This is a genomic window from Vibrio sabulosilitoris (genome assembly GCF_055391395.1).
This window is the reverse complement of the sequence record NZ_AP029600.1, coordinates 67,914-87,844: the sequence shown is the minus strand read 5'-3', so window position 1 is coordinate 87,844 and position 19,931 is coordinate 67,914. Positions and strand designations below refer to the sequence as shown.

At 48.3% G+C, this 19,931-nt stretch carries 16 protein-coding genes; 13 read left to right on the top strand and 3 right to left on the bottom strand.

The window, feature by feature from the left end:
• The first annotated feature begins 25 nt into the window (after window positions 1-25).
• The 4 genes from pstC to ACZ5R2_RS16335 all read left to right on the top strand — a co-directional run bounded on the left by pstC (window position 26) and on the right by ACZ5R2_RS16335 (window position 3,884).
• Window positions 26-958, top strand: a complete 933-nt coding sequence (pstC, locus tag ACZ5R2_RS16350) for a phosphate ABC transporter permease subunit PstC (RefSeq protein WP_464903515.1) — start codon at window positions 26-28, stop codon at window positions 956-958.
• 5 nt (window positions 959-963) lie between these two features.
• On the top strand, window positions 964-1,827 hold the full coding sequence (gene pstA, locus ACZ5R2_RS16345; RefSeq protein ID WP_464903516.1) for a phosphate ABC transporter permease PstA: 864 nt from the start codon (window positions 964-966) through the stop codon (window positions 1,825-1,827).
• 65 nt (window positions 1,828-1,892) lie between these two features.
• Complete coding sequence (pstB, locus tag ACZ5R2_RS16340) at window positions 1,893-2,642, top strand: phosphate ABC transporter ATP-binding protein PstB (RefSeq protein WP_438456782.1); 750 nt, start codon at window positions 1,893-1,895, stop codon at window positions 2,640-2,642.
• Between the two features lie 204 nt (window positions 2,643-2,846).
• Entirely contained in the window at window positions 2,847-3,884 is a 1,038-nt protein-coding gene (locus tag ACZ5R2_RS16335; protein ID WP_464900814.1) for an IS110 family RNA-guided transposase, read from the top strand.
• A 750-nt stretch (window positions 3,885-4,634) separates the two neighbouring features.
• On the opposite strand, the gene ACZ5R2_RS16330 is transcribed toward ACZ5R2_RS16335, so the two are convergent.
• Window positions 4,635-6,005: a YjiH family protein gene (locus tag ACZ5R2_RS16330; RefSeq protein ID WP_464903517.1), complete on the bottom strand. Its 1,371-nt coding sequence runs from the start codon at window positions 6,003-6,005 to the stop codon at window positions 4,635-4,637.
• A gap of 243 nt (window positions 6,006-6,248) precedes the next feature.
• Between ACZ5R2_RS16330 and ACZ5R2_RS16325 the strand changes: the two genes are divergently transcribed.
• The 4 genes from ACZ5R2_RS16325 (at window position 6,249) to ACZ5R2_RS16310 (ending at window position 10,223) form a co-directional block, all read left to right on the top strand.
• The gene (locus tag ACZ5R2_RS16325) at window positions 6,249-6,869 is read left to right on the top strand and encodes a hypothetical protein (RefSeq protein WP_464919460.1); all 621 of its coding nucleotides are present in this window, start codon (window positions 6,249-6,251) and stop codon (window positions 6,867-6,869) included.
• A 155-nt stretch (window positions 6,870-7,024) separates the two neighbouring features.
• On the top strand, window positions 7,025-8,329 hold the full coding sequence (locus ACZ5R2_RS16320) for a peptidoglycan DD-metalloendopeptidase family protein (protein ID WP_464903519.1): 1,305 nt from the start codon (window positions 7,025-7,027) through the stop codon (window positions 8,327-8,329).
• Between the two features lie 298 nt (window positions 8,330-8,627).
• Window positions 8,628-9,191 carry a hypothetical protein gene (locus ACZ5R2_RS16315; protein WP_464903520.1) on the top strand — a complete coding sequence of 188 codons (564 nt, stop codon included), beginning with the start codon at window positions 8,628-8,630 and terminating at the stop codon, window positions 9,189-9,191.
• A gap of 123 nt (window positions 9,192-9,314) precedes the next feature.
• Window positions 9,315-10,223, top strand: a complete 909-nt coding sequence (locus ACZ5R2_RS16310; protein ID WP_464903521.1) for an aldo/keto reductase — start codon at window positions 9,315-9,317, stop codon at window positions 10,221-10,223.
• Window positions 10,224-10,281: 58 nt separating this feature from the next.
• Here ACZ5R2_RS16310 and ACZ5R2_RS16305 read toward each other — a convergent pair whose 3' ends face one another.
• Complete coding sequence (locus ACZ5R2_RS16305; RefSeq protein ID WP_464903522.1) at window positions 10,282-11,814, bottom strand: DUF3612 domain-containing protein; 1,533 nt, start codon at window positions 11,812-11,814, stop codon at window positions 10,282-10,284.
• A gap of 162 nt (window positions 11,815-11,976) precedes the next feature.
• On the opposite strand from ACZ5R2_RS16305, the gene ACZ5R2_RS16300 reads away from it, so the two are divergent.
• Window positions 11,977-12,549: an aldolase/citrate lyase/malate synthase family protein gene (locus ACZ5R2_RS16300; RefSeq protein WP_464903523.1), complete on the top strand. Its 573-nt coding sequence runs from the start codon at window positions 11,977-11,979 to the stop codon at window positions 12,547-12,549.
• 187 nt (window positions 12,550-12,736) lie between these two features.
• On the opposite strand, the gene malK is transcribed toward ACZ5R2_RS16300, so the two are convergent.
• Window positions 12,737-13,870 (bottom strand): maltose/maltodextrin ABC transporter ATP-binding protein MalK, encoded by a 1,134-nt coding sequence (gene malK / locus ACZ5R2_RS16295; RefSeq protein ID WP_438457578.1) that lies wholly within the window; start codon window positions 13,868-13,870, stop codon window positions 12,737-12,739.
• An 820-nt stretch (window positions 13,871-14,690) separates the two neighbouring features.
• Here malK and malE point away from each other — a divergent pair.
• The 4 genes from malE to ACZ5R2_RS16275 all read left to right on the top strand — a co-directional run bounded on the left by malE (window position 14,691) and on the right by ACZ5R2_RS16275 (window position 19,926).
• On the top strand, window positions 14,691-15,872 hold the full coding sequence (gene malE / locus ACZ5R2_RS16290; RefSeq protein WP_464903524.1) for a maltose/maltodextrin ABC transporter substrate-binding protein MalE: 1,182 nt from the start codon (window positions 14,691-14,693) through the stop codon (window positions 15,870-15,872).
• Between the two features lie 80 nt (window positions 15,873-15,952).
• Complete coding sequence (malF, locus tag ACZ5R2_RS16285) at window positions 15,953-17,527, top strand: maltose ABC transporter permease MalF (protein ID WP_464903525.1); 1,575 nt, start codon at window positions 15,953-15,955, stop codon at window positions 17,525-17,527.
• A gap of 11 nt (window positions 17,528-17,538) precedes the next feature.
• A complete protein-coding gene (gene malG, locus ACZ5R2_RS16280; protein ID WP_464903526.1) occupies window positions 17,539-18,429 on the top strand; it encodes a maltose ABC transporter permease MalG in 891 nt (296 codons plus the stop codon).
• 498 nt (window positions 18,430-18,927) lie between these two features.
• Window positions 18,928-19,926, top strand: a complete 999-nt coding sequence (locus tag ACZ5R2_RS16275; protein ID WP_464903527.1) for a LacI family DNA-binding transcriptional regulator — start codon at window positions 18,928-18,930, stop codon at window positions 19,924-19,926.
• Window positions 19,927-19,931: the final 5 nt, after the last annotated feature.

The window sequence follows — 19,931 nt, the reverse complement described above, 5'->3', positions numbered from 1 at the left end:
CTGTTTCGATTTTGAGAATTTTAATATGACCATCGCATCTAGTAGTGAAAAGCTTATGAACTCTGAAGCTAATGCTATCAACAAATCTGGTTTACGCGAGCAAAAGCGCGTTGACTGGAGAGAACGTATTTTCCACGGCCTGTTCTTAACCAGTGCTGTTATCGGTATCGTATCCCTAGCGATCATCGCGTACTTCATCGTGCGTGAGAGTATCCCAGCATTCCAACAAGTGGGTGTTGCGGGCATCGTTATGGGCCAACACTGGCTACCACCAGCACTTTACGGTGTTGCAACCATGATTGTTGCTTCACTGGTATCGACGCTAGGCGCTGTGATTGTTGGCGTGCCAATCGGCGTACTGACCGCCATCTTTATTGCAGAAATCGCACCAAAGCGTGTCGCTAACATTATCCGTCCAGCGGTTGAGCTACTGGCGGGTATCCCATCGGTGGTTTACGGCTTCTTCGGCCTGGTCATCATCGTGCCGCTGATTCAACAGATCTTTAATGTGCCTGCAGGTAACACCATCCTTGCCGGTATCATTGTTCTGGGTGTAATGATTCTACCAACCGTAATCACCGTTTCTGAGACGTCTATCCGCGCAGTGCCTCGTACTTACAAAGAAGGCTCACTGGCGCTTGGCGCTTCAAAAATCTATACCATCTTTAAGCTTCTTGTCCCAGCAGCGCGCTCAGGCATTATGACTGGCGTAATCTTGGGTATTGGTCGTGCACTGGGTGAAACCATGGCAATCATCATGGTAATGGGTAACGCGCCAGCGATGCCTGAGGGCCTACTTGACTCAGCACGTACGCTAACAGCAAACATCGCGATTGAGATGTCATACGCAAGTGGTGTGCACGCTAACGCACTTTATGCAACCGGTGTTGTACTTCTAGTGTTCATCATGATGTTGAATGCTGCTCTTCTATACCTAAACCGTGAGAAAGCGAGATAAGAACTATGGATCGCGTAAAACTAAAGCAGTCACGAGACTTTAAAGACAAGATTCTTAATGGCTTTGTATGGGCAGCAGCAGCAGCGACTGTGGGCTTCCTATTCTGGATTATCTGGTACATCCTTGCTAACGGTCTACAACACGTAGATTGGGCATTTATTACCGGTGACTACACGCGTACTGGTGACAGTCAGGGTATCTTCCCAATGATTGTCTCGACGATTTACATGGTTATCGCCTCGATTGCGGTGGCTGCGCCTCTGGGCATTATGACGGCAATCTATCTCACTGAGTACGCTAAAGTGGGCAGCCGTTTGGTAAAAGTGATCCGTTTCTGTACGGAATCACTGGCGGGTATTCCGTCGATCATCTTCGGTCTATTCGGTATGACCTTCTTTGTCACGATTCTTGGCTTTGGCTTCTCGATCCTATCGGGTGCACTGACGTTAAGTATCTTGATCCTGCCGGTTATCATCCGTACTACCGAAGAAGCATTGATGGCAGTACCACAAACCTACCGTGAGGGCTCATACGGCCTTGGCGCTTCAAAAATTTACACTATCTGGCGTTTGATCTTGCCAAGCGCAATGCCAGGTATCTTAACCTCGGTCATTCTAAGTATTGGTCGTGTCATCGGTGAATCTGCTCCTGTATTCCTTACAGCGGGTATGGTTGCGCGTATTCCTGACTCACTATTCGATTCAGGTCGTACGCTAACGGTTCACCTATTTAAGTTGACTACTGAGCTGTTCTCTATTGAAGAGTGGAACCAAGCTTACGGTACGGCCACAGTGCTTATCGTTGTAGTACTTCTGATCAACATGATTACTAAGCTGATTGCGAGCCGCTTCAATACGGCAACTTACTAATTACGCATATTACTAATTACGCATAGCAATCTAGACACGAATTTAAGATTTAAGAGATTAAGACAATGAACAAGTTTGATATTGAAAACCTAGACCTATTCTACGGCGACAACCAAGCACTAAAAGCGATCAACCTACCGATCCCAACTAAGCAAGTAACGGCGCTTATCGGCCCTTCAGGCTGTGGTAAATCAACGCTACTGCGCTGCTTGAACCGCATGAATGACCTGATTGAGGGCGTTAAGATCACCGGTAAGCTTGAGATGGATGGCACAGACATCTACGGCAACATCGATGTCGCTGACCTGCGTATCAAGGTTGGCATGGTATTCCAGAAACCAAACCCGTTCCCAATGAGCATCTACGAGAACGTAGCGTACGGTCTACGTGCTCAAGGTATCAAAGACAAGAAACACATCGATGAAGTGGTTGAGCGTTCACTACGTGGCGCAGCGCTTTGGGATGAGGTGAAAGACCGTCTTAAGTCTCACGCCTTTGGCCTTTCTGGTGGTCAGCAGCAGCGTCTATGTATTGCACGTACGATTGCGATGGAACCGGACGTCATCCTAATGGATGAACCAACCTCTGCGCTTGACCCAATCGCAACCCACAAAATCGAAGAGCTGATGGAAGAGCTTAAGAAAAACTACACGATCGTTATCGTAACTCACTCAATGCAGCAGGCGCGTCGTATCTCTGACCGCACCGCATTCTTCCTAATGGGTGAGCTTGTTGAGCATAACGACACCGCAGTTATCTTTAGTAACCCAAGCGATGATCGCACTCAGGGTTACGTAAACGGTGACTTCGGCTAATCGCATTTACTGGCATATAACACTATAACTATAAGCGATGGTAACTTTGCCCCTCTTGATGAGGGGCTTTTTTATACCTAAAACAAAGGTTTCGAGGTGCGGGGACGGGCGTTGCCCTTCGAGGGGAGATAATTGGACTCCCCCAACCCCGAAAGGTTGACTAACATTTGAGTTGTAAAGCCTAAATGTTAAAAGGAGTCCAATATGAAACGTATAGTATCTGGTGTTGATTTAGCAAAGAGTGAAATCCAAGTTTGTGTTACGCAACACAGCAAAGTGCGTTCCAATAAGGCAATGACACCTCAGGATTTTAACCACTGGCTTATAACGTCTAAACCGATGACCATCGTTTTCGAAGCGTGTGGCACCTCTAACTACTGGAAGCAACAAGCTATAGCGTGCGGGCATGATGCCAGACTCATTTCAGCTAAGCTGGTTGCCAGTATTCGACAAAACCAAAAGACCGATAAGAATGATGCATTAGCTATCGTTCAGGCTTCGCAAGTTACTGATATTCAGTTTATTAATGGCAAATCTAAAGAGCAACAAGAGAAGCAAAGCCTTATTCGCCTACGAGACCTTGCAGTGAAACACAAGGTCGCCAGTCTCAATCAACTCTCTTCTCTATTACTCGAGTTCAATATCCGTATTTCGCCGAGTAAAGGGGGAATAAACGGTGTTGTTGCATCGGCTCTAGAAGATGCAGAGAATGGTTTTTCTAGTGAATTTAGGGTGGCACTTAATACGGCCTGGCAACAGTATTTAACCCATGTTGAAAACGTCGACCAATATGATAGCTGTATAGAAAAAGCTGCACATAGGCAGAAGGAATGCAAAAAGCTTATGGCGATAGAGGGTGTAGGCCCTTTGAATGCGATTAATCTATATATTTCTCTTGGTTGTGGCGAGATGGGTTTTTTCAAAACAGGGCGTGATGCAGCAGCTTGTATTGGCTTGACCCCAATACAGCACTCTTCTGGTGGTAAGACCAAACTGGGCTCCATAGGTAAGTATGTCAAAAATAAAATGGTTAGGAGCTACTTGGTGAGTGGAGCGATGTCGGTGATAAATCAAGTAATGCGCCGCGAAGCCAGAACCAAAAAAGAACAGTGGATCCAACAGTTGGTTGAGCGACGAGGAAAGCGCTGTGCTGCTGTGGCTTTAGCAAATAAAACAGTCAGAACAGCGTTCTCTATGCTAACCAAAAATACCGAATACAAAGCCGAGCCTTTAGAGGCTTAAAGCGTTAAACAACAGTAATGCTCAATAAAAGATGAAAATCAGCTCGTAGAGTCAGTATCTCGCTAGGAGCATTAAGCTCGCGAGGAGAGTTGACCACGAGTTCGCGTAAATATCACAGAGCCAGAGATAGCTTCTCAATCAGAGCTCGTACATAAGCACGCATTTATTCTTTATTTGTTAATTACTGCTGTTGACAAGGGGGAGTCCACATAAGCGAGGTGTTTCTCGCGCGCATGTAGTTTGGGGGGATGTTTGGGCTCAAGCAGCCTCCTGCGGGTTTTGGGGGAATAAAACCAAGGAGCGAGGCTTGAGTACGGGCGTTGCCCTACGAGGAGTGAGACTTTTTTGGGCGTTTGTAGTCTGAGGCATTATTTTGACTCAAGTGGCACGAATAAGACACAGGGGCGGGGTTCGAGTACGGGCGATGCCCTGCGAGGAGCGAGGTGTTTCTTGCTTGCTGGTAGTTTTGGGACAGTGTCTGGGTTCAATTGGCCGCGAGTAAAGCTAAGGGGCGGGGGCGAGGCGAGGATGGGTGTTGCTTTTCGAGGAGCGAGACGTTTCTTGGGGGCAGGCGGTGTTTTTATGCGCTGGTAATGGGAGAATTTACAGAGAGTGTTCTGGGGGTTTACGAGGTATGATTAATTTCAGGTTTTGGGAATACACTCGCTCCTAGAAACGAAGTGTCCTCGAACTCCGCACCTAAAATTAAGCCCAGCAACTGCTGGGCTTAATTTGGTTCGTGTTACTCAGTTAGAAAATGAGATGCGCGACACCGGCAATCACAGGTAGGGTGACTAGTGTGCGCAGGATAAAGATAATAAACAGCTCGCCAATGTTGACTGGGATTTTGCTGCCTAGTAGTAGGGCGCCGACTTCTGACATGTAGATCAGCTGAGTGACTGACATGGCTGCGATAACGAAGCGGGTCATTTCGCTATCGATAGAAGCAGCTAGGATTGCTGGGATAAACATATCTGCAAAGCCCACGACGATGGTTTGAGACGCTTGTACGGCCTCTGGTACGCCTAATAGCTCTAGGAAAGGAATAAAAGGCTGACCTAGGAATGAGAAGACTGAGGTGTATTCTGCAATGACTAGGGCAATGGTACCTAGGCCCATGACAACGGGCAATACGCCAAACACCATGTCAACTGCGTTCTTGATCCCTTCGCTAGCAACCGATTTGGCTGATTTCACTTGGCTTGCTTTGAACATAGCAAGCTTAAGGCCCCACGACCACGTAGTTTGGCCTTCAGGGATGACATTGTCATCTTTGTTTGGCGCACTGCCATCAATGTATAGGTCTTGCTTACGGCTCAATGGTGGTAAGCGTGGCACGATGATTGCCGCCACTAGGCCTGCTAGGCAAACTGCGCCGTAAAATGGCAGGAAAAGATACTCAAGCTCAACTTGTGCAATCACAACCAGGCTGAATGTAATCGATACGGCTGAGAAGGTGGTACCGACAATCGCTGCTTCGCGTTGAGTGTAGAACTTCTGCTCATACTGCTTGCTGGTCATTAGGATGCCCACGCTACCATCACCAAGCCAAGAGGCAATGCAGTCTATCGCACTACGGCCCGGCAGGTTGAAGATTGGGCGCATCACCTTACTTAGCAGTGTACCGAAAAGCTCAAGCAGGCCAAAGTTCAGCAGAAACGGCAGTAGCAGACCGGCAAAGATAAACACTGAGAATAGCGTTGGCAGTAAGTCTTCCAACACCAAACTGCCAGTGTCTTCGTGCCAGATCGCCTCAGGTCCTATTTGCAGGTAGGTCATGACGACCGCGATACCACCAATTACACGCACTGCGAGCCACAGTGGCGAGGGTGAAAGCAGTCCATCGACGAATGCGTTGTTAGCAATGAAACGCGGCTTTACAAAGCGGTACAGGACCGAGGCCAGCGCCATAAAGGCAATGATGGCGGTGATCAATGGCACAATAATGTTGCCCATGGCGGCTTGCAGTGATTTAGCTAGCACGGCTACGGGGATGGTTAGGTCACCATTAAAGCTGATCGGTGCCATAAACAGGAATAGGCCGATCAGTGATGGGATCAAAAACACCCATAGGGTGGATTTTTTGTGTTTTTTCTCAAGTATAGATGCGTGATCTTGCATGGCGTGACTCGTGTTACCGCTAATTAATGGTGATTGCCTATCTGGGAATACTTATGCACTAAAATTCTGCTTTTAGTCATGGGCGCAGATAATATATGCAATCTAGGTGCACTGGCAATAGATATTCACGCTTTTTTGCTAACTATTCAGAGTAATATGTTGCAAAAAAGTGAAAGCGTCCGCTTTTCATTTATTTACTACTCAGGTAACGTATTTTATAACATTCGCTTATTGGAGACCGCGATGGGACGACGAATCTTCTCTATGCCAGTACTGTTGTTTATTCCACTTGCTTTGCTTGTGATAGTGAGTGTAGCCGCTGTTTATCGCTTTTCCCTTAGTGATGAGCAGATAGTCGCGCAGTTTATTCCTGCCCAAGAGGCTAATCCGGTCGTAAAAGCGGTCTTTGATCTCTCTTTACCGGGGGCACTGGTCATGCCGGTTCCCGAGACTAACGCCAACGTCGTCTTCAATCGCATTGACCTCGACACTGCATTAGCGCTTGGGGATTACGACTCTGGTCAGGAGCGAGGACAAGCTGGCTTGTTGTTTACGCCCATTGTCGCCATGGAGTTGGCACTTGGACGAGGCTTTATTGCCGTGGTGGTGGTGTCCAATCAAGGCAGCGGGCATTTTTACTACTTGGCTTCTTTTGGTGTCGATCAGCAACAAACTCGGCTTGTGGCTCTTGACAGCTATTTTCTCGGTGATCGCATTGTCCCAAAGGCGCTGTCGCTGGAAGGTCATTCATTAACGGTCAATTACCAGCAATACGCTCCCGGACAGGCACTGGCTGAGGATCCGCAAGAAAAGGCTGAAAAACAGTTGTTTGTCAGCATAAACGGCACATTTAGCGATAAATAGCCTCATTTCAATTGTGTGACATACGTTTTGATTCTCAATGTAACAATGACTTTTTATTGAAAAACAGATATTCTTACTGGGTTTTAGTCCTGAGGTTTCTTAACATAACAGTTACCAGGACATCGGGTAATTCCTAACTTTTTGACGATATTGATGTGTTTTTCAAAGATTTTACTAAACGTTTTGTGAGATTGAGCTATAAACAGAAGCTTGCTCTGTGTTCTTCACCAATCTTGCTCGCTGGTGTACTTGGATTTGTGCCAGAGTCAGGCCAGCCACAAGTGATAACCCTCAATGTTGAGCCTCTATCACTCTCAGCCCAAGCTGAGGCAGAGGTGATCGACGTACCCGACTACCCCGATTATGAGTATGTCATCCAAAAGGGTGACAACCTAAGCACCATCTTTAATAAACTTGGATTCGGTTATCAAGAGATGATGCGCGTTCAAGAGACAGACGTAAACTTCCTGTCTCTCGATACCCTGCGCCCAGGCAACACCTTACGCTTTTGGAGTGGTGAACAGCATCGTCTGAGTAAGATGATGCTCGAGTTCAACCCAGTTGATAAGGTGATTTTCACCAAACTCGACGATGGCAGCTTTGATTATGAGCGCCAAGAAGAGCCAGGTGAATGGCAAAACCGGGCCTATATTGGTGAGATCCATGGTAGTTTTTCGCAGTCAGTGAATGGCGCGGGAATGGGCAATACTGAGATTGAGAATGTGGTTGGCTTGCTTAAAGATAAGCTCAACTTCTCCCGCGATCTGCGTGCAGGTGATCGTTTTGAGATTGTGCAAGCGAGACAGTACTACCAAGGCAAGTTGACTGGTAATTCAGAAGTTCAGGCAGTGCGTATATTTAACCGTGGCCGCGAAATCACGGCTTACTTGCATAGCGATGGCCAATATTACGATAAGGATGGTGAAAGCCTGCAGCGTGCATTCCGTCGCAAACCAATGGATGGCAATTATCGCTTGAGTTCTAGCTTTAATCCGAATCGCAAACACCCTGTGACAGGGCGTGTATCGCCGCACAACGGCGCAGACTGGGCTACGCCGACTGGTACTCCGATCGTTTCGACGGGTGATGGCGTGGTGGCAATGACGCGTAATCACCCTTATGCTGGTAAATATGTGGTTATTCAGCACGGTACCACCTATAAGACGCGCTATTTGCACCTAAGCAAAATTTTGGTCAAGCAAGGGCAAGCTGTTAAGCGTGGTCAGCGCATTGGCCTAGCAGGGGCAACGGGCCGAGTGACCGGACCACATATTCACTATGAGTTGATTGTTCGTGGCCGCCCTGTGAACCCAGTGACTGCCGACATTCCAATGGCAACCTCAGTGCCAAAAAACGAAATGGCGAAATTCACTGCCAAGCGTGACGAGCTAAACAACTGGCTTCGTGAACAAGAAGTCCTCTTGGCCAGTCAAAACGAAGAAGATGCTAACGCAAGCTAACTTAGGCTTTTGTTTAAAATAGATAGTGAAAACGGCGCTGATGCTTCAGCGTCGTTTTTATTATGCAAGCTTGAGTTTCTCTGCGCTCCGAGGGGCGAGTACTCCCAGCGCGTGGTAAATTCCTCGTATCTCGGAGGGCTTTGCCCGTAATTGCAACTCGTCCCTGTGTTTACGTTCCGAGTAGCGAGTACGCTTCGCTTCGAGGTGCGAGCACTCCCAGCGCGCGGTAAATTCCTCGCATCTCGGAGGGCTTTGCCCGTACTCGTATCTCGCCCCTTTTTTCTAGGAGTAGATTTAGTTGAGATTTCTATCGAATTTTAAGCTTAGGGCAGGGGTTATAGGGTGTGGTTTGCTGTTCCCTTTAGCGGGGTTTGCGAGTCATCCGCTGTTTGCGCCGTTTACTAGCCTTGATACACCAATGATGGATGTTCAAGGTGTCTATCAAGATCAAGTCACCTTTGAGTGTGCGCTTCGAGAGGGCGAATGGCGATACTGTGCGGAATTTAACTATTATGACTTGCCTGTTTTTGCCCAGTTTTTTTCCGATGATGCACAAATCAACCGGGTGCAGCTAGAGCTGGTTAGCAGTGCTTTTTACTTAAGTCAGCTGCAGTTCAATTTGCGACGAGATGGATTTCAGCCACGTAGGGTGAGCTATGGCGAGCATGACTTTAATGTGCAAGAGGCGCTCAAGCACAGCACCTCTGAAGTGGTCGATCGCCAGTTGATTGAGTTGATTAATCAACGCCCAATCAATAGCGTCCTATCCATGCAGTGGGTCAAATCGAGCAATGAGTTGTTGATTGAAGCTAAAATTCAAGATGATGGCGTTGACCTTGTGCTAGAAATGACCCGGCAATAGCGTCAGAGATCAAGCACGAATACGCAAAATTATGACTTAGCTTATGGAGATCGGATGTTGCAGTCGCGTGCTAGTATCAGTTGGATATACTCAGCGTAACACTGACTATGGAGAGAAACACAGATGTTAAATCGAGTTCAGATTGCGCCACAAGGCCCAGAGTTTTCTGAGGTAGTGCAAGGTTATTGGCGTCTAACTGAGTGGGGTATGACTGCAAAGCAGCGACTAGATTTTATTAAGCAACACATAGCGCTCGGTGTGACGACCGTCGACCATGCCGATATTTATGGCAATTATGAGTGTGAGCAGTTATTCGGTGAAGCATTGGCGTTGGATAAAAGTATTCGTCGTCAAATTGAGATCGTCACCAAGTGTGATATCAACTTATGCAGCGATAAGTTCCCTGCTCGCAAAGTGAATCACTATGACACCAGTGCCGCGCACATCTACCAGTCGGTGAACAACTCACTGCAACGCTTGGGTGTCGATGACATCGATGTGTTGCTCATCCACAGGCCTGATGCGTTGATGGACGCGGATGAGGTGGCAGAAGCTTTCCAAGAGCTGCATAAAGTGGGCAAGGTTAAACACTTTGGTGTATCGAACTTTTCTACCCATCAATTTGACCTGCTGCAATCTCGTCTGGGCAAGTCGTTGGTGACGAATCAGGTTGAGATTAACCCACTTAATTTTGAGGTGGCGCACGATGGTACCCTCGATCAACTGCAGCGCCTGCGAATCAGACCGATGGCCTGGTCATGTCTGGCCGGTGGTCAGCTGTTCCACGCTCAAACCGAGCAGTCAAAGCGCGTAGTACAAGCACTGGAAGAGATCCGTGTTGAACTGGGTGCCGATAGTATCGACCAAGTGATCTATGCCTGGGTACGTCGCCTGCCATCGGGTCCTTTGACGATTGTGGGTTCGGGCAAGATTGATCGCGTTGAGGCGGCAGTGAAAGCTACTGAGCTCGAGCTTACACGCGAGCAGTGGTATCGCGTTTGGGTTGCTTCAAAAGGACATGGGGTGCCTTAGAGTGCGCTTCCTGTCAGCGCACACCTAGCGCTGGCATCCAATGACAAGCTGGAGTCGTCTAGGGTTGCTCGGTGATGGAAATAGGGTCACCGTAGCAACTTGGCTCACGCGGACATGCTGTGCCACGCGCACAAATCACTTGGGCGGGGACATTTGCACCGCGCTCAATCCAGTTAATATTGAGAATCTTGGCGATGGTGACCAGATCTTTGCGAATTGGCGCAGGGATCGTGGTGCTGCCTCCCGATTGGACGCAGGCAACTTTAAGCTGCTCAGCCATGCTCATCGCATCTCCTCCCTGCGCTTCAATTGCTGGATTTAGGTCGATACCAGCACACAAGACTCGATTGTTGCCTGCTAAATCCAGCATATTGGCGGATTCACAGCAGTAGATCCGTGGCTCGTTACCGACATTGAGTATCGAGATCTGCGCAGAGCTCCCCGCCTGTGGCTCTGAGAGTCGACGGAACACCGCCCAGTGCTGACAAGGGTCGTTCACTTGACGCATGTTGCCCCAAGGCAGGGGGATGCCATTACCGCGATATACGGCCTTGAGTTTATTTTGTCCGTACGCGTCGAAGTAGTGCCAGTGAGGGTAGGGGGAGACCACCGTCATGCGTCGCATTGCGACAGAGGGCGAGACGCCCGCCTTAATATGGGCACTGATTTCGTAGCCGTTACGATCGAGCAATTGACGAAACGGCACCTTCGGGCAGAGCAGTGCCCCCGCAAAAAAGCTCGACTCAAAGTCGCGCCACGCCTGCAAGATATCTTGTGAGTTAAGCTCGACATGATCACTTTGGTGAATATTATCCTCCCAAGTATTGGCTGAGCCAACCAGCAAGACATTTTTTAAGCTCTCGCGGTTATGCAGCACGCAGTGCCCAATATATACACTCAAGTCGTATTTAAGCCTGGTCGGAAATTGCTTAAGTATTTCATTAAGGTAGATAGTGCTAGGCGGCTCGAAAAATGAGCTGATCACCTGCTTAGCACTCACCCCCAGCTCATCCACCACATCTTGTGGCGTACGCTGCGTCCAGCGGATGGTTACGCCCAACGATTTAGCAATATCGATGAGATCCTCAACGCTAAGGTTGAGCCGCTTTAATCCCACTTCTTCTGCAGCGCGCTCTAGATCAGGAAAATGGTTTTGATGGCTCTCTTGGTGAGCACGGATCAGCAGATGAGCAAATTGACGACCGGTGATCCCGGCCTGAGAGAGCATCTCAGGGATAGCAATTTGCAAAATATCATTAGAAAACAGGAACCCAGGCTCAAGTGCCATCCCACTGATGCCACCTCTACGCCCCTTGTCGGGTGTGATGGCTTCCTGCTCTGGTTCATCATCAAGGAACCACACGGGCTCTTTTTGAAACACTTGGGCAATCACTGAGAGCATGTCGACACTCGGGACACGTTTACCGCGCTCTATCATAGATAGATAGGAGACCGAAGGGGCGTAATCGGGGTCGATACGGATGCAGCGGGCCGATAGGTCCTCCATGGTCAGGTGATTGCGCTTACGCAGGTTTCTGATCTTGGTCCCGAGAAAGTGTGACTGACGAACAAGGCTTTTTGACAGGCTCATTTTGTAAAATTCACAGTGTAAAATTTTTGTTGTGAAATTGTAGTTAATATTCGGCTAATCTTCCAAGTAAGCAGCAACACAAATTGATCTAGAACAATAAATGCTCAATGACAATGCCTGCGCTAACGAGACGAATTTTGAATGCGGTGTGAGGGGACGACCATGAACATGCTAACGATGAATAACTCATCCTATAAGAACTCTAAAAAACCATTTATCGCTCAAGCTGTCGTTGCCGTCGAGACCCTAGCGTCTGACGCAAGAGAGCAAAAGACCTGCCAAGGAAAGCAGATCTTAGACGAGCTATTTCCACTTGAAACCGGCTCTCACCAAGAGGTGACAGCCTACATGATTGACTATCGCCATCTAGTGGCCTATTTCAAGGACGGCACTCATACCGGCCTGCGCCATCCAAAGCACTTCGTTGCTTATAACGGAGAGAAAGAGACACCATGTTCAATTCTTCTGCGTGATGGTAAGGGCAGCCATGTTGAGGTGATGATAGGCTGTAACCGCGGCACAGGCTGTGTAGAGCTCACCACGATTGAAGACATCCAGATCGAGTGCAGTTCAACCTTATCACAGCAAAACTCGCCCTGTCATTTCGCCATGCGCCACTGGATAAGTCTTATCAAGAGCGACCGTAAGGACAAACCCGCCGCCCGCAGCGAAGACAAAGAGTTCACCGCCAAAGACGGCAACGACTACGTCCTAGAAACTTCCTATCAGCTTTGACGCCTTGCGGCTAAGGGGCGGGGAGCGAGGACGGGCATAGCCCTACGAGTGACGAGGGGTTTGACACACGCGATGAATTACTCGCACCTCGGAACGAAGTGTAACCCGCACCTCGAACCTGAAATAAAAAAACCAGCCGAGGCTGGTTTTTGCTTTGCTGAGCAATGTGTAGAAACTGTTGTTTCGCTTATGCACACTCTAGTGCGTCGAAGTCTACGCCGCGTTCTTTGTATAGGCGCTGACAGGCACGGCCGTCGTTGTGGAAAAGGTGACAGCGGTGAGCCGGGATACCGATGCTCAGAGAATCGCCCACTTCAACCTCTAGGGTATCTGGCTGGCGGTAGATAACGTCGGCATCTGAGCCTTTAAGATTGAGGTAGGCTTGAGTTTCGTTACCCAGCTTCTCAACAATCATGATCTCACCATCGATGGTAGCATCACCTTCGCCCGCTTTTAGCAAGTGCTCTGGACGCACGCCCATTGACATACGCTCGCCGCGAACCACAGTAGTACCATCAACTGGGATCCAGAAAGAAGTACCGTTCGACAATTGAACCTTCACGCGCTCTTTCTCGGTTTCCTCAATGAACACACTCATGAAGTTCATCTTAGGTGAGCCGATAAAGCCTGCAACGAAGCGGTTTTGTGGGTAGTGGTAAAGCTCAAGTGGACGACCGACTTGTGAAACATAACCGCCGTCCAGCACCACGATCTTATCCGCCATAGTCATCGCTTCAACCTGGTCGTGCGTTACATAGATCATGGTACAGCCAAGTTTACGCTGCAGCTTGGTGATCTCAGAGCGCATCTGTACGCGCAGCGCCGCATCAAGGTTAGATAAAGGCTCATCGAGTAGGAACACGTTTGGTTGAGAAACCAGTGTACGACCAATGGCAACACGTTGACGTTGACCACCAGAAAGTGCTTTTGGCTGACGCTCTAGAAGGTGGCTGAGTTGCAGGATGTCTGCTGCGTGCTCAACACGCTTGCTGATCTCGTCTTTGTCGGCTTTAGCCAGCTTAAGACCAAATGACATGTTGTCATAAAGGTTAAGGTGTGGGTAAAGGGCGTAAGACTGGAACACCATACCTACGCCACGCTTGGACGGCTCAACGTCGTTCATGCGCTCGTCGCCAATGTATAGGTCACCAGAGGTGATGTCTTCAAGACCAGCGATACAGCGTAGCAGCGTTGATTTACCACAGCCTGATGGACCAACGAAGACAACAAACTCGCCCTCTTTAATGTCCAAGTCAACATTCTTTGAAATCAGTACATCTCCGTACGCTTTACATACGTTTTTTAACGTGACATTCGCCATCTTAGCTCGTCCTCGATCAATATTTTTATCATAGTTACTGCCTATGCTGTCCTAGCCATCGGCAGTAATTGTAGGAATTTAGTAAGGTGTTATACCTAAATTACCTCGAAATCTAATTCATTTCACAATCCAATTCACTTCGAATCAAGCCACAGTGCAATGGGCGTCACCTAAAAAAGCGCAAACGATTTCATGATGGTCGTTGACTTGGATTTTACAAAGGTTTCCTGATTTATGAAGTTACTTAGGTATAAACAGTGGCAACACCTTAAGAAAAAAGGGTGACGAACACAAATGGGAAGCTCTGTGTTCCATCACCCGTCACGCCAAAGGGTTGAATTGCTTCCCCCGTATAGCAAAGACGTCTCCCCCGTAAGTACTAACTACTACGAACATCTTTGCTATAACAGCAATCCAACTCGGCAATGCAAGCCAGTTACAAGCAACTGGAAAGGGTTCTTACCATCCACTCTTGGATAGCTGTAGTTTCTCGATTTTAATCAAGCCTCACATCCTCCCAGTCAACTTTTTTGCAGGGGGAGTAGGAGGGGAGGAGGGATGAAAGGGATGAACCGTCAATAAGAGATCGAGGTCAAAAAATCTCCGCCATCTTTGGTGAATCTGGTCACAATTGATTTCTATTTTGTGATCCGGGTCGTCAACATCTGCAGATTTGGATCACGGATTTACGCCATACTAGCGAGGGCGTAGAAACTAGGATGATGAGGTTATTGCTGTTTTCTCTGATTATATATGAGGACTAGGCGAAACCTCTGAAAACGGTCGAGCCCTACAACAAAAGTATAAAAAGGATATAAAGATGAAAAATGCCCTAAGCACAGTAGCACTAGGTACCCTCGTCGCACTTGGCTCGTTTGGCGCACACGCTGCTATCGAAGAAGGACAACTAACCATCTGGATCAACGGTGACAAAGGTTACAACGGTCTAGCAGAAGTTGGTAAGAAGTTTGAAGAAGACACAGGTATCAAGGTGACAGTGGCTTACCCTGATGGCCTAGAAAACCGTTTTCCACAAGTAGCGGCGACTGGTGACGGTCCTGATATCGTGTTCTGGGCACACGACCGTTTTGGTGGCTACGCAGAAGCGGGCCTTCTAACAGAAGTTAAGCCTTCGAAAGAAATTAAAGACGGCATCGTTGATTTTGCATGGGATGCGGTACGTTTTGATGGCAAATTCATCGGCTACCCAGTCGCGGTTGAGTCTCTATCTCTTATCTACAACAAAGACCTAGTTCCAAACCCACCAAAGAACTGGGAAGAAGTTGAAGCATTGGACAAAGAGCTACAAAAAGATGGCAAGAAAGCCATCATGTGGAACCTAAAAGAACCGTACTTCACTTGGCCACTAATGGCAGCTGACGGTGGTTACGCATTTAAGTACACCTCTTCAGGCTACGACGTGACTGACGCAGGTGTTGCCAACGAAGGCGTAAAAGACGCAATGAACTTCGTTAAAGGTCTAGTTGATAAAGGCGTGATCTCGCCAGACATGGACTACTCAGTATCTGAGGCTGAGTTCAGCCAAGGTAACGTAGCGATGACAATCAATGGCCCATGGTCATGGGGTAACATCGAAACTGCAGGCATCAACTACGGCGTGACAACACTACCTAAGTTCCAAGGTCAGTCTTCTAAGCCATTCGTTGGTGTACTAACAGCAGGTATCAGCACTGCATCACCAAACAAAGACCTAGCGGTTGAGTTCATCGAGAACTACCTACTGACTAACGACGGTCTGCGCATGGTTGATAACGACAAGCCACTAGGTGCGGTTGCACTGAAATCGTTCCAGAAAGAGCTAGATGCTGATGCGAATATCGCAGCGACTATGGATAACGCGATGAACGGTGAAATCATGCCAAACATCCCACAAATGAACGCATTCTGGGGCAGCACTAAGAGCGCAATCATCAACATTGTTGATGGCCGTCAATCGGTTGACGCTGCACTGACTGATGCAGAAAAACAAATGACTAAGTAATTGCTTAACTTTTTTAGGAGGGGGTAACCCCTCCTTTATTTCTCTATTTTTTTATTTTTTATTCGCTAGCAGGTTTCTCTATGCAGTCAGTTCAAGGTACAGATGTGATGACATCTTCCGCACCGAGTATGCCGTCAAGTAAGAGTGTCTTTATTAAATGGTCTTTACTTGGCCTAGTCGGTTTGGTTAATGGTTACGCGACAATTTTGATGTATTCGCGTGGTGAGTTGGCTTTTGCTCTGCTAACCCTAATATTAACGGCACTTGCCCTGTTTATATTCGGTAGTAAGAAGGCATACGCCCACCGTTACATTTACCCAGGTATCGCGGGGATGATTCTGTTCATCCTATTCCCTCTTGCCTATACCGTTGGTCTTGCTTTTACCAACTTTAGCGCCAAGAACCAACTCTCTTTTGAACGCGCCCAGAGCGTACTTTTAGATCGCACTTTCCAAAGTGGCGACAGCTACTCATTCAACCTATACCACGTGGGTGAAGGGCATCAAATCATCATCAATAAGGATGATGAGCTTCTGGCAACACCGGTGTTCAAAGAGTCTGAGCTGGCTGACCAAGATTTTGAATTAACCCCAGTTTCTGCAGAGCAGGGCGACAAAGCGGTGATCAAAGACATCATCGCCCTGCGCTCCAAACTTTCTGCCATTGACCTTGTGTTCCCATCGGGTGATGCCATCCGTATGAGTGGCCTGCGCAAGTTTGCCGCGGTAGAGCCCCTCTATACATTACAAGAAGATGGCAAAGGTCTGATCAACAACAGCACAGGCGAATGGTTGCAGCCAAACATGGAGACTGGCTTCTATCAACCTGTGGATGAAAACGGAGAGTTTACCGGCAGTACAGTTGCACCCGGTTTTGTCGTTGGTATTGGTAGCCATAACTTTGAGCGTGTGTGGAAAGACGATGGCATCAGGCAGCCATTTATCAGCATCTTTATCTGGACAATCGTGTTCTCTGCCGTGAGTGTCGGCTTAACCGTGATCATCGGTTTGATTTTGGCCAGTGTGGTTCAATGGGAGGCGCTAAAAGGTCGTGCTATCTATCGAGTTCTACTGATCTTGCCTTACGCCGTGCCTGCGTTTATCTCGATCTTGATTTTTAAAGGTCTCTTCAACCAGAGCTTTGGTGAGGTCAACATGGTGCTCGAGGGCCTATTTGGTATCAGCCCATCATGGTTCTCAGACCCGTTCTTGGCGAAATTGATGATTATTGTCGTCAATACCTGGCTTGGTTTCCCTTACATGATGATCCTGTGTATGGGTCTATTGAAGGCGATCCCGGATGACCTGTATGAAGCGTCGGCGATTGATGGCTCAAACTTCATCTCGAACTTCACCAAGATCACTATGCCACTGATGCTCAAGCCGCTTACGCCGCTATTGATTGCAAGTTTCGCATTTAACTTCAACAACTTCGTATTGATTCAGCTATTGACTAATGGTGGTCCTAATATGATTGGCACCTCCGAGCCTGCGGGCCACACCGACCTTCTGGTTAACTTCACCTACCGAATCGCATTCGAGGGTGCAGGCGGTCAAGACTTCGGTCTAGCAAGTGCAGTCGCAACGCTCATCTTCCTATTGGTAGGCGCACTCGCACTGTTGAACCTACGTGTCACTAAAGTAGCTCAAGACTAAGGAGGCTCAAAATGGCAATGGTACAAGGAAAATCTTTAAAATACCGCGTCTGGGCAACTCACATCGCAATGTGGGTATTCCTATCGCTTATCATCTTCCCACTGCTGATGATCGTCGCGATCTCGTTCCGTGAGGGTAACTTCGCAACAGGTAGCTTGATCCCTGAGAATCCATCTCTTGAGCACTGGAAACTGGCTTTGGGCTTCTCGGTTGAGAAAGCGGATGGCACTATCGTGCCGCCGCCGTTCCCAGTACTAACCTGGCTGTGGAACTCAATCAAGGTTGCTGGTATCTCATCGATTCTGATTGTGTGTCTATCGACCACCTCAGCCTACGCGTTTGCTCGTATGAAGTTCAGGGGTAAGAACACCATCCTAAAAGCGATGATGATCTTCCAGATGTTCCCAGCAGTACTGGCACTTGTGGCATTCTACGCGTTGTTCGATAAATTGGGTCAATACATCCCATTCCTTGGCTTGAACACCCACGGTGGCCTTATCTTCGCCTACCTAGGTGGTATCGCGCTGCACGTATGGACCATTAAAGGTTACTTCGAGACGATTGACGGCTCTCTAGAAGAAGCGGCAGCACTCGATGGTGCGACGCCATGGCAGGCATTCAGACTGGTTCTTCTGCCTCTGTCGGTGCCAATTCTAGCGGTTGTGTTTATTCTGGCGTTCATCATGGTGGTGGGTGAAGTACCGGTAGCATCACTACTACTCTCTGATGTGAACTCTTACACGCTAGCGGTGGGTATGCAGCAATACCTCCACCCTCAGAACTACCTATGGGGTGACTTTGCAGCGGCAGCAGTGCTGTCAGCATTCCCAATCACAATCGTATTCCTACTGGCACAGCGCTGGTTGGTTGGTGGTCTAACCGCCGGTGGTGTTAAAGGATAATAACGAACAGGGTGGCCTTCGGGTCACCCTGTTGATTTGATTAACTCTTCTTGATAAATGTGGAGTAAGGTTAAGAAGAAACTTTGGTTTGGCCGCCGACATGTTAGTTAAATCAACACCTTTGCAGTTAAGCATAGCTGGCTGTCAACGTATTCCTTTACTAGTTGTAACGAGAGCTCGGATTCACATCCGGGCTTTTTTATGGTTAAAAAAAGCAGAGGCGGGAGGCGAGAGCGCTTTGCTGCGAGAGGCGAGGGGTGATCGTGAGAAAACCCTCATGCCATGCTTACCCGTTAGGCACACTTTAGTAATGGTAATGAAGAGAGTAAACACCAGTATGGAGGAGCGAATCGTCCTCAGCGCGCGCTGTAAATCCTCGCCTCTCGATTCTCGACTCTCGCCTCTGTAGTTAAGGTTGCGAAGGGATGTCTTTAGGCTGTAACCTTAACGACTGAAATCATTATGTTATGTAGTCTAAGGAACAATAATTTCAATACTATGGCTTCGATTAAAGACGTATCCAAGTTGGCTGGCGTATCGTGGATGACGGTGTCGCGAGCAATCAACACCCCCGATAGGGTCAAACCTGAGACACTCAAGCGTGTCAATGAGGCGATTAAGGCGTTGAATTACACCCCCGATCACTCGGCACAAAAAATGCGCGCGAAAGGGGTTATTGGCCATAAAGATACGACAATCGCCGTATTGGCGCTTGAGGTGGCGACTACACCTTTTTCGGTAGGCATCAACCACGCTGTAGAGCAGACGGCAAACGAGCAGGGGTGGAACTCGATGATTTTTAATACATTAGAATCGTCGCCATCTCAAGAAACCGTCGAGCGTGTGCTATCACATAAACCGGCAGGGGTGGTGTTTGCTACGATGGGGCTTAGGCAAGTTGTGGTGCCAGAGCGGCTTAAAGAGCTGCCATTGGTGCTGGCTAATTGCTACAGCCATGACCCTAGTATTCCCAGCTATGTCCCTGATGATGTTCAGGGGCAATATCGGGGCTTTCGTCACCTATTAAGCAAAGGCTACAAGAAGCCATTGTTTATCATGCTCAATCAGCAACAACCAGCGGTGGCCCTGCGTCAGCAAGGGATCAAAACGGCACTGAGTGAGCATCAGTTGACGATGGAGATGTTTCGCTGGCGCTTTATGGGTCTGCCGTGTGATTACCACGACACGATTGCCATTATTGATCAGGCGCTAGCTGATAACTATGACTTCGACTGCTTGGTGTGCGGCAATGATCGTGTCGCGCTCGTTGCCTATATGCACTTACATCGGATCGGTAAGGCTATTCCACAAGATGTGGCCATACTTGGCTATGACAATATGGAAGAGGTTGCAGAACTATTTGTCCCTGGGCTGACCACTATTGAGTTGCCACACCATGAGCTGGGCAAACAAGCGGCGCTGCATATTATTGAGCGCCGCCAACAACAAGGTTTGATTCACGTGCCTTGTCCGCTAATAGAGCGAGAATCGATATAACTCAC

Excerpts from the sequence above, each read along its gene's own strand:
- pstC (WP_464903515.1), top strand. The coding sequence starts at position 26 with ATGACCATCGCATCTAGTAGTGAAAAGCTTATGAACTCTGAAGCTAAT.
- pstA (WP_464903516.1), top strand. The coding sequence starts at position 964 with ATGGATCGCGTAAAACTAAAGCAGTCACGAGACTTTAAAGACAAGATT.
- pstB (WP_438456782.1), top strand. The coding sequence starts at position 1,893 with ATGAACAAGTTTGATATTGAAAACCTAGACCTATTCTACGGCGACAAC.
- ACZ5R2_RS16335 (WP_464900814.1), top strand. The coding sequence starts at position 2,847 with ATGAAACGTATAGTATCTGGTGTTGATTTAGCAAAGAGTGAAATCCAA.
- ACZ5R2_RS16330 (WP_464903517.1), bottom strand. The coding sequence starts at position 6,005 with ATGCAAGATCACGCATCTATACTTGAGAAAAAACACAAAAAATCCACC.
- ACZ5R2_RS16325 (WP_464919460.1), top strand. The coding sequence starts at position 6,249 with ATGGGACGACGAATCTTCTCTATGCCAGTACTGTTGTTTATTCCACTT.
- ACZ5R2_RS16310 (WP_464903521.1), top strand. The coding sequence starts at position 9,315 with ATGTTAAATCGAGTTCAGATTGCGCCACAAGGCCCAGAGTTTTCTGAG.
- ACZ5R2_RS16305 (WP_464903522.1), bottom strand. The coding sequence starts at position 11,814 with ATGAGCCTGTCAAAAAGCCTTGTTCGTCAGTCACACTTTCTCGGGACC.
- ACZ5R2_RS16300 (WP_464903523.1), top strand. The coding sequence starts at position 11,977 with ATGAACATGCTAACGATGAATAACTCATCCTATAAGAACTCTAAAAAA.
- malK (WP_438457578.1), bottom strand. The coding sequence starts at position 13,870 with ATGGCGAATGTCACGTTAAAAAACGTATGTAAAGCGTACGGAGATGTA.
- malE (WP_464903524.1), top strand. The coding sequence starts at position 14,691 with ATGAAAAATGCCCTAAGCACAGTAGCACTAGGTACCCTCGTCGCACTT.
- malF (WP_464903525.1), top strand. The coding sequence starts at position 15,953 with ATGCAGTCAGTTCAAGGTACAGATGTGATGACATCTTCCGCACCGAGT.
- malG (WP_464903526.1), top strand. The coding sequence starts at position 17,539 with ATGGCAATGGTACAAGGAAAATCTTTAAAATACCGCGTCTGGGCAACT.
- ACZ5R2_RS16275 (WP_464903527.1), top strand. The coding sequence starts at position 18,928 with ATGGCTTCGATTAAAGACGTATCCAAGTTGGCTGGCGTATCGTGGATG.